The following is a 12,809-nucleotide window of genomic DNA, read 5'->3' on the forward strand; positions in this document are numbered from 1 at the left end:
GCTACTTCCCTTTATGATTAACAGATTCTTTTTCTAACATTTCACTAATCAGTGTCGTGAAGGTTTTGTCTGGATTTAATTCTGCTTGAATACCTATTTTTATCCAAAATTCCGCCTGAGAATTAATAGAACGTGACATAACATGGCTAGCTCGACGCAAATAGTCATGTAATTCATCTGAAATTTTGACAATTCCCAAAATAGTCCCTCAAAGCATATAAAACGTTATGGTTTATATATAAACCATATAATATCTACCATGATAAAGATAGATGTTAAATAACTATCTAGAAATAAATCGCACGAATGAACCTGTTTAAAACAGCCAATTTTAATTTTCTGACTTGAATCCTCCGTCAAAGTATCAAACGTTATCATGTTGTACTCTAATTGTTAGTTAGCGCTATATTTATACTTGTATTAAGAGAGAGTTTTTTACCGTGCAAAAGCTAGGGTAAATGTTGTTTCCAGCGATTGTTTTAATCAGATAAGTTTTGAGCATACTATTCATGATTGTTCGGAGAACAATATGTACAAAAAAATCTTAGTCCCCATTGATATCACAGAAAAAAATTTAGCGAACCTTGTCCTTCCTCACATTCAATACCTTTCTGAGGAAGAAAATGCTCACGTTCATTTTTTAGCCGTCATTCCAACCATTCCTTTTTATACTTCTATGGGATTTGGTTTTGCTGAAAAAGCGGATAGTGAACAAGATAAAGTGACCAATCAATTGATTGATATAATTAAAGATTTCAAATTATCAAAAGAAAAATATACGGCTCAAGTTGTTATGGGCACACCGAGAGATGAAATTTTACGTATTGCAGATCAGATACAAGCAGATTTGATTGTTATCGGCTCAAAACGGCCCGGTATGTCCACCTACTTCTTAGGTTCTACCGCCTCAATGATTATCCAAAACTCTAACATTTCTGTTTTAACTATACGTTAATATTTGCACCCACTTTATCGGTGGGTGTTAATACCTATCAGTTAACGAATAATACAACACATGGTTTTATCAACCCGTCTTTGCTGACAAGTTTCACCTCCCTACCCATGGGATATACGCCAAAATAATATTCAGAATCGTTCTACCACCTCATCGTTTAAACTTTTCTTAACCACCTCTTTTTACAGTCATTATTCCTTGCTGTAGGCACGCTAGCCTAAACTGAATACTCGACAATTCAATGTATAAGCGACCCTTATGCTGTATTTCCCGATACGGTTTCTTATATGAAACCAGAAATAACGATAAGCTCGACACAACGCACATTTTAAAACAAATATTTTACATATCCGCAACATTAGATTGACTGTTTATCGCTCAGCCCATTAGTCTGGTTTTAAATAATAAACAATGTTTTATATATGAAACAAACTGTCTTGCTGTGGAGGAAGTAATATGAGTTGGGTCGCCGTATGTAATGTCTCACAAGTACAAGAAGAATTTCCTTATTCCGCCAGAGTCAATGATGCAGAGATTGGTATTTTCTTAGTGGAAAACCAGTACTACGCCATGGAGGACGTTTGCCCCCATGCTTACGCTTTACTGAGCCAAGGTTTTGTTGAAGATGGCAAAGTTGAATGCCCACTGCATGAAGCGGTATTTGATATCAAAACAGGAAAATGTCTGCGCGAGCCTGGGGGACGTGACTTAAAAACTTACCAAACTCGCGTTAATAACAACCAAATCGAAATTAGCTTCATTGAGGAGTAGAAATGGAACCGATACAGAATTTCAACCCTTATTTACCTGCTAATCATCAGATTATACCTGCACGTGAAGGCGGTAAAGGGCAAATCCAGTCGCCTGGTACAGCACCCAATATTATTTGGCAAACTCGTTCACGGCTCCCCGATGAATACGAAGTCGCACTCATTGCCGCATTAGAGACCCTATTTGATTCCGGTATTGAGACTCTCGAACAAATCATCAGTGCACTCAATCAAAAACACGTGTTTGATAGGCAAGGCCAACCATGGAATGAGGCAAGTTTCCGCGAATTTCTCCAAGTAAATGGGTATTAATTCACTGCCGCTAGCGCAGAAATAATAATAAAGAATGATACCGCTGATAACAGGAAGCAAATTATGACAACTAATACACAACCTCAGAACTATCAAGATTATTTAGACATTGGCCTTAGAGGCCAGTGGTACCCTGTTTTATCCAGCTGGGAAGTCACCAGTAATCCGATCGGAATTACTCGCTTAGAAGAGCAAATTGTTTTATGGCGAGACCAACAAGGTCAAATTCACGCATTGGAAGACCGTTGCCCACATCGCGGCGCTCGTTTATCGATGGGATGGAACCTTGGTGAACGTATCGCTTGCTGGTATCACGGTGTTGAGGTGGGAGGTGATGGCGTTGTTAAAGATGTGCCGGCTGTTAATCAATGCCCATTAGAAGGCCAAAAATGCCTAAAAACTTATCCAGTTCAAGAGTGTCATGGCGCGATTTTTCTTTATTTCGCCATCGCCGATGAAACACCACCGCAGCTCGCATTCCCTGAAGAGCTTGCTGATAGTGAAAACCATAGCCACTTTTTATGTACTGCAACTTGGCATTGTAATTATCAATATGCACTGGAAAACGTCATGGATCCAATGCATGGCACTTATTTACACTCCTCTTCACATTCCATGGCTGACGGTGACAAACAGTCTGAAATGATCTTAGAACCGACCCAAAATGGTTTTATCTTTCGCAAAAATGACCAAATGGGTGTCAATTTTGACTGGGTAGAGTTCGCGAGCACCGGCGCTAATTGGCTTCGACTCTCTATCCCTTACCAAAAGCGTTTCGGGCCCGGTGGCCATTTTTGGATTATCGGTATGGTCGTGCCTGAAGATAGAGACAATACCCGAGTCTTCTTCTGGCGTATCCGTAAAGTTAAAGATTGGCAACGAGATCTTTGGCGTTTTATGTACCGCAACCGCCTAGAGGGCTTGCACTGGGATGTTTTAGAACAAGACAGAGTTATTCTTGAAAATATGGCGCCTAATGCACGTCAGCGTGAATTCCTCTACCAACATGATGTCGGGTTATCGCGTCTTCGTCGAATTATGCAACGTGAAGCCAAAAAACAATTTGACCAAATCTACAAAGAGGAAACGTCAAATGCATGATTTGTTGGCAGGCAAACGTATTGTGATCACCGGCGCAGCGAGAGGGCTAGGGTTTGATTTTGCCAAAGCGATTGCTCAACAAGGAGCGCAAGTGGTGCTTTGCGATATCCTCAGTGATCGCTTGCAACAAAGCGTTGCTCAGCTACGTCAAGAAGGTTTGGCTGCCGATGGATTGACTCTGGATATTGCCGATCCCAAAGCGATAGAGGATGTATTCCAGACTATTGGTCAGCAAGGCAAGATAGACGGCTTGATTAATAACGCAGCCCTCGCAACAGGCGTAGGGGGTAAGACATTAGAAGAGTACGACCTAGAGTTATGGGATCGTGTTATGACGGTCAATGTGAAAGGAACTTGGCTCGTGACCAAAGCCGCGCTGCCTTTTTTGCGCCAGAGTAACAATGCCAAGATCGTGAATATCGCCTCCGATACGGCATTATGGGGTGCCCCTAAACTCATGGCTTATGTTGCGAGCAAAGGAGCCATTATCAGCATGACACGTTCTATGGCAAGAGAGCTGGGTGAACAACGAATTTGTGTCAATGCTATCGCCCCTGGGTTAACCAAAGTTGAAGCCACTGAATATGTTCCTGTGGAGCGCCACCAGCTATACGAAAATGGGCGAGCTCTTCAAGGTGAACAAAAACCTGAAGACGTCACTGGTACGGTTTTATATTTGCTGTCACCGCTGGCCAATTTCGTCACTGGACAACTCATCCCTGTGAATGGTGGTTTTGTATTTAACTAAAGGCGCCGCTTTAATGCGGGGAGGTTAAGGATTTGAGTTCAACATGCAAGTATTTGATCCCGGGTCTGGAAAAAGGATTGCAGCTTTTGTTACTCCTCGCACAACAGCACCGCGAGCTAACCTTCGCTGAGATTTTACGCCTAGTTGATATGCCAAAAGCCACTGCTTATCGCGCGATACAGACGTTAGTACATTTAGATTTTATTGAGCAACACCCACGAACTGGGGCTTTTTCACTTGGTCGCAAAGTACTTAGCTTAGGGTTGGGCTATATCGCGTCACTGGATCTTACACAATTAGGTCAACCCATTATTGAACAATTGCGTGACCGTAGCCAATGTAACAGCCATTTAGTCATACGTGATGGGCGTGACATTATTTACATTGCTCGGGTCAGTGGCGCAGAGTCAAAAATTAACCATGTCAGCGTGGGAACACGTTTATTAGCTCATCGAACATCACTTGGTCGTATGTTACTCAGTGGATTGAGGCGAGAGGAATTTGATGCTCTCTACCCCGATGATGAATTACCGGATGATGCAGGCAGTAAACAAGCGTTTTGGGCAATGATCCAAGCGGATAGATTACGTGGCTACGTGATTGGAGAATCATTTTATCGCCGAGGCATCTCCTCGATTGTTTATCCTGTTTTCAATCGTGATAACGGTGTGGAAGCTGTGATCAGTATTATGGTTCCTATGGATACCATCCCTGTACAGGAACGACAACGGCTACAGAATGAAGTGAGCAGCGCCGCGCAAAAACTTACTGAGTTTATAGGTGGTATGACATCCGCTAAAGCGATATAGCGTTACCCATAAAAAAATCAAACATTAGGTTTATTGCCATAAGCCTCGGGTTTCTGCTTGCCCAAAATCAAGGTGGGCAATAACAAATGCATACATAGAGGGTCAAATTATGTCAGTCATTGGTATTGAAAAATTAGAATTTGGTGTGGATAACATTGCCGATTGTCAGCAATTTTTACAGGATTTCGGTCTGCAAGCATCACCCAATACCCCTTCTTATTTTACAACACTGTCCGGTGCTAGCGTGACATTATCAGCCATTGATGATCCCCGCTTACCCACCCCATTTGAATCCGGTTCGACCTTACGCCGAATCACTTGGGGCGTGAATACTCGTGCAGAACTTGAACACATTATTCAACAAATCGAAAACAGCCCAAATTTCCAATTGACGCCTGATGGCGCACAATGCCTTGATCCGAATGGAATGACTGTCGCTTTTTGTATCACGCAACAACAACAAGTCTCCGTTGATATTTCGCCCATCAACCAATGGGGGGATATTCGTCGTATTGATGCACCAAGCCCTGTTTACGACAAAGCCACCCCTATTAATATTGGTCATGTCGTCTTTTTTGTTGATGACCTAGCAGCAACAGAAGCGTTTTATTGCGATAAGCTCGGTTTTCAAGTCTCTGATCGCTATATCGATCGTGCCGTTTTTTTACGCACGCAAGTTAATGGCTGCCATCACAATTTATTTTTACTCAAACTCCCTCATCGTGGGCGTGGTTTGAATCACGTAGCCTTCACCGTTCGCGATATCCACGAGGTTATTGGCGGCGGTCTCGCAATGAATCGGCAACAATGGAGCACCTTTATCGGTCCCGGTCGTCACCCTATTTCGTCAGCCTATTTCTGGTATGTCAATAGCCCAACTGGCGGGGCTTTTGAGTACTACACCAATGACGATTATTTAACCGAAAAATGGCAACCACGTGAACTTGAACACTCCCTCGTTTCCTTTACCGAATGGGCTGTGGAAGGCGGTATCGACCATGAAACTCGTCGACAAGTGAAAAAAGGTCAGGGGTGAAGCGATGAAACCATTAATTGAAGGCGGTATCGTGATTATCGGTGGTGGACAAGCCGGAGGCTGGGCAGCCAAAACATTACGGGACCAAGGTTATCAAGGGCGTTTATCCGTTATTAGTGATGAACCACATGATTTCTATGAACGACCACCGTTATCAAAAGCAGCCCTTGTTCAAGAAAACACCACATTATCACGTCTATTCAGTGAAGAAGAAACCAAGGCGTTAAATTTAACGTGGTATCGCCCTATTCGGGCCACTGGCATTGATAGCGAGAAAAAACAGGTTCAACTCAGTGATGGACGCGGCTTAACATTTGATAAGCTATTGATTGCTACAGGCGGGCGGCCTCGCTACCTTTCCTCTGCTTGGCAGTCCCACCCACGAGTATTTGCCCTTCGCTCTTGGGATGACGGGCAAAAATTACGCCGCGCGCTATTATCAGCCAAAAAAATTGCCATTATTGGTGGTGGATGGATAGGTTTAGAAGTCGCTGCCTCCGCACGCCTAATGGGGATCGATGTCACTATTTTTGAACGCCAAGAGCGTTTATGTCAGCGAAGTGTGCCCAGCAGCGTATCAAACGCATTAGCCCTACGCCACCAACAAGCTGGCGTGAATGTTATTACCGATTGCGGTGAAATTTTACTTGATGAAAATACAGACGAACTCTGTATTCGCTGTGCAACGCGGCCTAACCAATCATTTGACCTTGCCGTCATGGGAATTGGTGTTGAATTAAATCTTGAATTAGCGGCTCAGGCAGGCCTTGAATTAACCCATGGCATCGTTGTCAACGGACAGGGGCAAACCTCACACCCTGATATTTATGCCGCTGGCGATGTCGCTTGTCACCCCACGTTATCCCTTTGTTTGCAATCTTGGGCTTATGCACAGAACCAAGCCATTAGCACCGCAAAGGCCATGCTTAACCACCATAGTGAAGGGTTTAATGAGCTCGCGTGGCTATGGTCAGACCAATACCAAGATAATATCCAGATTTTAGGAGTCCCTACTTCACAGGCAACCCAACATATTCAACGAATAACGCCAACGTCCGAAGTGCATTTTTCACTGAATAATGACAATGAATTAGTTCAAATGGTCGCATTTAACGATGCTCGCACCATTAAATTAGGCAAAAGGTGGATGCAAAACAGCCGTCAATTATCCCCTTTAGAGCTAGCTGATCCTCAATTTTCACTCATGTCACTGAAGTAAATGTACAGACAGGAGACATACTATGGCAAATCAATCAATATCTGTGCCCTCAGTGACACAAACCGGTGAAACAGCTACCCAACACACAGAAAAAGTGAATTGGCTCATCCCAATCGCTCTATTTTCCTGTGTATTGCTAGCCTTTTTCGACAAAATCAGCATCGCCGCTTTATTTTCTGATGAACAATTCCAAAAAGCATTAGGGATTGATTTTGATCCAACTCGTCTTGGATTGTTGATGAGTGCTTTTCTGTTTTCTTATGGTATTTCATCCATGCTACTCAGTGGTATTGGCGATAAATTTCATCCAACAAAAATGCTACTGTTTATGATTAGCAGTTGGTGTATTTTGATGATTTTTATGGGCTTTACCCATCACTACACAACGATGGTTGTCTTACGTGTCTTACTGGGCATTGCTGAAGGCCCCTTACTGGCGATTTCTTATGCCATTGTTCGTCGCACCTTTCCACAAAAAATGCAAGCAAGAGCGACAATGCTTTGGTTATTAGGTACACCGATTGGTGCCGCACTCGGTTTTCCTATTTCTATCTATTTACTGCACAGTTTTGGCTGGCAAAGCACCTTTTTTGTTATGGCGGCTTTCACGGTGCCTGTGTGGTGGCTTGTCGTTATTGGTATTCGCCACCCTAATTTAGTCAATCAACACGCTAAAAAAGTTGATGGAAAAGTATCCATTACCGAACTTGCTGAAGCCAAAACACAACGCAACATCCTCTTACGCAATAGCCATTTTTGGATTATCTGCTTATTTAATATTGCGTTCCTCGTTTATCTATGGGGAATGAATGGCTGGTTACCCAGTTATTTAATCAAGGGTAAATCCATCAATTTAGAGCATGCAGGGATCCTTTCTTCTCTCCCCTTTATCGCCATGTTGTTTGGTGAAGCGATAGGCGCATGGCTTTCAGATCGTTATGACCGTCGCGCTCTGGTTTGCTTTATCTCATTGCTAGGCGCCGTCGCTGGATTGGCAGGCGTGTTATTCCTAAGTACGACCTACAGCATCATTTTAATGATGGCTTTTAGCATGTTCATGTGGGGGGCGGGAGCACCCAATATTTTTGCACTACTCGCCAAAGCCACACAGAAACAAGTCAGCGCACTCGCTGGTGGCATATTTAATGGACTCGGCAATCTTGCTGGCGCGGCAGCACCGTTATTGATGGGGGTATTAATCACACTGACCCACGATATGGATAGCGGCCTACTATTTATCGTCATTATCGGTTTAATCGGTAGCGTCTTGTTGCTACCTATCATCAAAAAATACTGATTTTACTACTCAATATCCGGAGATATCACTATGTCACAACAAGCCCAAATAAAACCACAAGACACCTCGATGGCAGATTGGGTTGAATCACGCATCGCCCGCTTCGAAGGTCGTAAATATGATTGGAACGCGTTGAAATTTCAGGCTGATTTTGATCCCAAATATCGCCGTGCACAAATGCGCTACATCGGTACAGGCGCGACAGGTGTTGCTAACGATGTAAATACCGTTCCCGCTGAAAATTTTACCTTTTCAACAATGGTTCTTCCCTCAAAATGTGAGGGCCCTCTTCACTTACACCCTGATGTTGAAGAGGTTTTCTTCATGCTAAAAGGAACAATTACCCTATTCATTAAGGATGGTGATGAAGAATATGAAACGATACTTAAAGAGCGCGACCTGATTTCAGTTCCAGCAGGTATTTATCGCGGCCTATTCAACCATGGTGAAGAAGAAGCATTAATGTGCGTCATGATTGGTACACCAAAACCTGCGATTCCAACCTATCCAGACGATCATCCATTATCAAAAGTGAAACGTGGTTAACAGGAGAATTGAGTGATGAAACTGCCTATTGAACAATTGCCAACTATTCGGTCCGCTGATTTTGGTCAATATCATGTTAACTGGCGTGAAGCAGGTGAAGGAGAAACTATCATTTTACTTCACGGTATCAGCTCTGGATCTGCATCGTGGATTTATCAACTGGCGGATTCATCACTGACTCAACAATACCGACTACTCGCATGGGAGGCGCCGGGTTACCTCAATAGTCTAGCCCTGACGACCGACACACCAACAGCTAACGATTATGCAGAGGCATTAGTGGCTTTGATTGACTGTTTAGCTATTTCGCAAGTGGTGCTCGTTGGTCATTCCCTTGGTGCCATTATAGCCAGTGCATTTGCGGCAAAATACCCACAGCGTATTAAAGGATTACTATTAGCTAACCCAGCGCAAGGTTATGGAACTAAAGACAAAACGGAACAAAAACAAGTTTATGAACAAAGACAGACTATCGTCTTCAATTCCGGGATTGAAAATTATGCGCAACAACGTGCAGCCGCCTTGTTAAGCCCAACAGCCAGTGAGCAACAAATAGATTGGGTTAGGCAGACGATGCGTAAACTCAATCCTAAAGGATTCTTAGCGGCGGCTTGGATGCTGGCATACGATGATATTAATCGTTATCTCAGCCATTATTCTGGTCCACTCCAGATGCTAGTAGGCCTTGATGATACCATTACGCCGCCTCAAAAAGTCCAAGCGATCGCTCAACAACAAGGTTGTTCACTCGTCTATATCGAACAGGCTGGACATGCAAGCTATCTCGATGCATCTCAGCCATTTAATCATTACCTGAAACAATTTTTGGCGACTCTGCCGTTGTAGAAGTTTAATTAAGGAAAGCGCTATGAATTTACAGCTAAAAAATCGTGTTGCCGTCGTCACCGGTGGCAGTTCAGGGATTGGATTAGCGACCGTTCAATTATTGCTCGAAGAGGGATGTAAAGTGGCTTTCTGTGGGCGTAATCAAGACAAATTGATGCAAACACTCACGATGTTACAAGCTGATTATCCACAAGCGGAGCTTCTTGCTGTCTGCTGTGATGTTATGGATAAAACACAAACAGAAGCCTTTGCACAACAAGTAAAATCGCACTTTGGCCAAGCTGATTTACTGATCAATAATGCGGGACAAGGGTATGTCGCTCACTATGCCGACACGCCCGAAGAGGCATGGTTACACGAGGCCCAACTAAAATTATTTGGCGTCATTAACCCCGTTAATGCATTTATGACATTATTGGAGCAATCTGAGATTGCCTCCATTACTTGTGTCAATTCACTGTTAGCCTTACAACCAGAACCTCACATGGTAGCAACCTCTGCTGCACGTGCAGCATTACTCAACCTCACTCTAAACCTATCAAAAACCCTCTTACCAAAAGGCATCCGTGTGAATTCTATTTTGCTCGGCATGGTTGAATCAGAGCAGTGGCGGCGCCGTTTTGAACAGCGCAGTGATAAAAGTCTTAATTGGGAAAGTTGGATTGGCGAGATTGCCCAAAAACGCGGTATTCCAATGCAACGCCTTGGTAAACCTGAAGAGCCAGCTAGAGCTCTCGTCTTTTTAGCTTCACCAATGACTTCTTTTACCTCAGGTGCGGCATTGGATGTTTCAGGTGGTTTCTGCCATCACATTTAAAGGAATTATGATGAAAACATTAATGCTGATCGGATATGGTGCAATGGCCAATGAAGTAATTAGTCGCTTACCCAAAGGCATTGAATTGCGTTGGATAGTGGCAAGAGAACATCATCATCCTGATATCCAACAACGCTTTCAAAACCGTGTGACGCCACTCAGCTCGCCGACTCAGGCCATACAACAACCTGATTTGGTTCTAGAGTGTGCAAGTCAACAAGCTGTAAAACAATATGCTGCCAAAATATTAGAAAAGGGGTGGACACTCGCGATTATTTCAACCGGTGCTCTTGCTGATGCGCAATTCGCTGACACTCTCCGTCATCAAGCTCACCAGCATCAAGGCACATTGATACCCTTATCAGGTGCGGTTGCTGGATTGGATGGCCTACGCTGCGCAAAAGAAGCCACGATCAATCAAGTGACCTACCAATCAAGAAAGAGCCCTGCCAGTTGGCGTAATGGCCCTGCTGAAAATTATATCGACCTTGATGCGGTTTCCGAACCGACGGTGTTTTTTAGTGGAACTGCACGAGAAGCGGCGTTGAAATTTCCTGCCAATGCCAATGTCGCAGCAACTGTCGCTCTTTATGGTATTGGCATGGATGAGACTAAAGTTGAGTTAATGGTTGATCCAATCACCACCCAAAATAGTCATCGCATCGATGTCTCGGGGGATTTCGGCCATTTTTGTATAGAACTAAACGGTAATCCGCTGCCTTTAAATGCCAAAACATCTTTGTTATCAGCATTAAGCGCCGTCGAAATTTGTCGTCGCATTGCAGAACAAAAAGCCATTATCTGACTGGAGTAGGACCATGAAAAAAATCGATATCTTTGTCGGGGGAAAATGGCAACTAGGCCGTGGTCACGAAATGCATTCACGTTTCCCTGGTGATCAACATATTGTTGCAACACTTAACAGCGCCAGTTTAGACGATGTTGAAGAGGCTGTTCTCGCCGCAGATAACGCATGGCGTGACCCCGCTTGGCGCTATATGCCCGCCCACCAGCGAGCCGCAATTCTGCTGAAAGTCAGTGCACTCATTGAAGAACGCGCTGAGGAATTAGTACGTTTACAAACTCTCGATAACGGTAAACCATGGGCAGAAGCCCGTGGCTTAGTAATGAGTGCAGCGGCAACAGCGCGCTATTTTGCCGCCGTTTGTGAGGTCAGTGGTGGCGAATTACCCCCTCGCCGCCAACCTGATATGATGACATTAAGTACCTACCAACCTCTTGGCGTCATCGCTGCGATAACCCCATGGAACTCCCCTATTGCCAGTGATATGCAAAAAATTGCTCCAGCAATAGCGGCGGGAAATGCGGTGATATTAAAACCAGCGGAAGCAACCCCATTAATTTCGTTAAAACTAGCCGAATTATTTGAAGAAGCCGGATTACCCTCAGGGCTACTCAGCGTGTTGCCCGGTAAAGGCTCTGTTGTGGGTGATGCCCTTGTTCGTCATCCATTAGTCAGAAAGATATCCTTTACTGGTGGTACCAATACCGGCAGACAACTCGCTCATATCGCTGCTGACAAATTGATCACCACCTCATTAGAGCTTGGAGGCAAATCACCTACCATCGTCTTAGAAGATGCGGATCTCGATCTTGCTGCACATGGTGTTTGCTACGGCATCTTTAGCTCGATGGGTCAAGCATGTATCGCAGGCTCTCGACTCTTTGTTTCACGTGCAATTTATCAACCGTTTTTAGAAAAGTTAACTGCACTCACACAACAATTAATTATTGGCGACCCCCGTCAAGAGCGTGTGCATGTTGGCCCATTAATATCACCAGCGCATCGAGAAAGTGTAATGCGCTATGTCGCTCAAGCAATAACAGAAGGCGGTAGTATCCGCTTGGGCGGAACAATACCTCAAGACCCTCACTTACAAGAAGGTAATTATTTCTTACCGACCATTATTGAAGGACTAAATAATCAAGCTTCTGTATGCCAAGAAGAAATATTTGGTCCTGTATTAGTCGTGATCCCTTTTGATAATGAAGCGGAGTTGATAGAAGAAGCCAACGACTCACTTTATGGCCTCGCAGCAGGTATTTGGACTAAAGACTATACACGTGCATTTAAACTCGCGGATGCATTAGATGTTGGCACCGTTTGGATCAACACCTACAAAGTTTTCTCCATTTCAACACCTTTTGGTGGGTTCAAAGAGAGCGGACTCGGTAGAGAAAAAGGCTTAGAAAGCCTAAAAGCTTATATGCAACAAAAAAGTATTTTTCTGGCACTAAACCCACAACCAAACCGTTGGTGTGAATAAATGACCATTGATATGCAGCCCTACATACGTCGCTGTTAATTGGTTATCAAATTCTTAAGGAGAAC

General features: G+C 43.9%; 15 protein-coding genes. 14 read left to right on the top strand and 1 reads right to left on the bottom strand.

The window, feature by feature from the left end:
* Position 1: 1 nt before the first annotated feature.
* Positions 2–199, bottom strand: a complete 198-nt coding sequence (locus P2E05_RS11925) for a ParD-like family protein (RefSeq protein ID WP_154621903.1) — start codon at positions 197–199, stop codon at positions 2–4.
* A 330-nt stretch (positions 200–529) separates the two neighbouring features.
* Between P2E05_RS11925 and P2E05_RS11930 the strand changes: the two genes are divergently transcribed.
* From P2E05_RS11930 to P2E05_RS11995, 14 genes are all read left to right on the top strand, one after another.
* Positions 530–955 carry a universal stress protein gene (locus P2E05_RS11930; RefSeq protein WP_154621904.1) on the top strand — a complete coding sequence of 142 codons (426 nt, stop codon included), beginning with the start codon at positions 530–532 and terminating at the stop codon, positions 953–955.
* Positions 956–1,411: 456 nt separating this feature from the next.
* A complete protein-coding gene (locus P2E05_RS11935; protein WP_154621905.1) occupies positions 1,412–1,726 on the top strand; it encodes a Rieske (2Fe-2S) protein in 315 nt (104 codons plus the stop codon).
* Positions 1,727–1,728: 2 nt separating this feature from the next.
* A complete protein-coding gene (locus P2E05_RS11940; RefSeq protein ID WP_154621906.1) occupies positions 1,729–2,037 on the top strand; it encodes a recombinase-like helix-turn-helix domain-containing protein in 309 nt (102 codons plus the stop codon).
* 63 nt (positions 2,038–2,100) lie between these two features.
* Positions 2,101–3,138: an aromatic ring-hydroxylating oxygenase subunit alpha gene (locus P2E05_RS11945; protein WP_154621907.1), complete on the top strand. Its 1,038-nt coding sequence runs from the start codon at positions 2,101–2,103 to the stop codon at positions 3,136–3,138.
* Positions 3,131–3,886: an SDR family oxidoreductase gene (locus P2E05_RS11950; protein WP_154621908.1), complete on the top strand. Its 756-nt coding sequence runs from the start codon at positions 3,131–3,133 to the stop codon at positions 3,884–3,886. Before P2E05_RS11945 ends, P2E05_RS11950 begins: the two co-directional genes overlap by 8 nt.
* A 32-nt stretch (positions 3,887–3,918) precedes the next feature.
* Positions 3,919–4,695: an IclR family transcriptional regulator gene (locus P2E05_RS11955; RefSeq protein WP_272657415.1), complete on the top strand. Its 777-nt coding sequence runs from the start codon at positions 3,919–3,921 to the stop codon at positions 4,693–4,695.
* A gap of 109 nt (positions 4,696–4,804) precedes the next feature.
* Entirely contained in the window at positions 4,805–5,731 is a 927-nt protein-coding gene (locus P2E05_RS11960; protein ID WP_154621910.1) for a VOC family protein, read from the top strand.
* 4 nt (positions 5,732–5,735) lie between these two features.
* Entirely contained in the window at positions 5,736–6,950 is a 1,215-nt protein-coding gene (locus P2E05_RS11965; protein WP_272657418.1) for an NAD(P)/FAD-dependent oxidoreductase, read from the top strand.
* 22 nt (positions 6,951–6,972) lie between these two features.
* On the top strand, positions 6,973–8,247 hold the full coding sequence (locus P2E05_RS11970; RefSeq protein ID WP_154621912.1) for an MFS transporter: 1,275 nt from the start codon (positions 6,973–6,975) through the stop codon (positions 8,245–8,247).
* Between the two features lie 30 nt (positions 8,248–8,277).
* Entirely contained in the window at positions 8,278–8,793 is a 516-nt protein-coding gene (locus P2E05_RS11975; RefSeq protein ID WP_154621913.1) for a cupin domain-containing protein, read from the top strand.
* Between the two features lie 15 nt (positions 8,794–8,808).
* Positions 8,809–9,639: an alpha/beta fold hydrolase gene (locus P2E05_RS11980; protein WP_272657449.1), complete on the top strand. Its 831-nt coding sequence runs from the start codon at positions 8,809–8,811 to the stop codon at positions 9,637–9,639.
* A gap of 22 nt (positions 9,640–9,661) precedes the next feature.
* Positions 9,662–10,456, top strand: a complete 795-nt coding sequence (locus P2E05_RS11985; RefSeq protein WP_272657419.1) for an SDR family oxidoreductase — start codon at positions 9,662–9,664, stop codon at positions 10,454–10,456.
* A 10-nt stretch (positions 10,457–10,466) separates the two neighbouring features.
* Positions 10,467–11,261, top strand: coding sequence for an aspartate dehydrogenase (locus P2E05_RS11990; RefSeq protein ID WP_154621918.1), 795 nt, complete (start codon positions 10,467–10,469; stop codon positions 11,259–11,261).
* A gap of 13 nt (positions 11,262–11,274) precedes the next feature.
* A complete protein-coding gene (locus P2E05_RS11995; protein WP_154621915.1) occupies positions 11,275–12,744 on the top strand; it encodes an aldehyde dehydrogenase in 1,470 nt (489 codons plus the stop codon).
* Positions 12,745–12,809 lie beyond the last annotated feature (65 nt).

The sequence above is a fragment of the Providencia stuartii genome, from assembly GCF_029277985.1.
GTDB classification, from domain to species: Bacteria; Pseudomonadota; Gammaproteobacteria; order Enterobacterales; family Enterobacteriaceae; genus Providencia; species Providencia zhejiangensis.

Coding starts and splice junctions, on each gene's coding strand:
- P2E05_RS11930 (WP_154621904.1), top strand. CDS start 530: ATGTACAAAAAAATCTTAGTCCCCATTGATATCACAGAAAAAAATTTA.
- P2E05_RS11935 (WP_154621905.1), top strand. CDS start 1,412: ATGAGTTGGGTCGCCGTATGTAATGTCTCACAAGTACAAGAAGAATTT.
- P2E05_RS11940 (WP_154621906.1), top strand. CDS start 1,729: ATGGAACCGATACAGAATTTCAACCCTTATTTACCTGCTAATCATCAG.
- P2E05_RS11945 (WP_154621907.1), top strand. CDS start 2,101: ATGACAACTAATACACAACCTCAGAACTATCAAGATTATTTAGACATT.
- P2E05_RS11950 (WP_154621908.1), top strand. CDS start 3,131: ATGCATGATTTGTTGGCAGGCAAACGTATTGTGATCACCGGCGCAGCG.
- P2E05_RS11960 (WP_154621910.1), top strand. CDS start 4,805: ATGTCAGTCATTGGTATTGAAAAATTAGAATTTGGTGTGGATAACATT.
- P2E05_RS11965 (WP_272657418.1), top strand. CDS start 5,736: ATGAAACCATTAATTGAAGGCGGTATCGTGATTATCGGTGGTGGACAA.
- P2E05_RS11970 (WP_154621912.1), top strand. CDS start 6,973: ATGGCAAATCAATCAATATCTGTGCCCTCAGTGACACAAACCGGTGAA.
- P2E05_RS11975 (WP_154621913.1), top strand. CDS start 8,278: ATGTCACAACAAGCCCAAATAAAACCACAAGACACCTCGATGGCAGAT.
- P2E05_RS11980 (WP_272657449.1), top strand. CDS start 8,809: ATGAAACTGCCTATTGAACAATTGCCAACTATTCGGTCCGCTGATTTT.
- P2E05_RS11985 (WP_272657419.1), top strand. CDS start 9,662: ATGAATTTACAGCTAAAAAATCGTGTTGCCGTCGTCACCGGTGGCAGT.
- P2E05_RS11990 (WP_154621918.1), top strand. CDS start 10,467: ATGAAAACATTAATGCTGATCGGATATGGTGCAATGGCCAATGAAGTA.
- P2E05_RS11995 (WP_154621915.1), top strand. CDS start 11,275: ATGAAAAAAATCGATATCTTTGTCGGGGGAAAATGGCAACTAGGCCGT.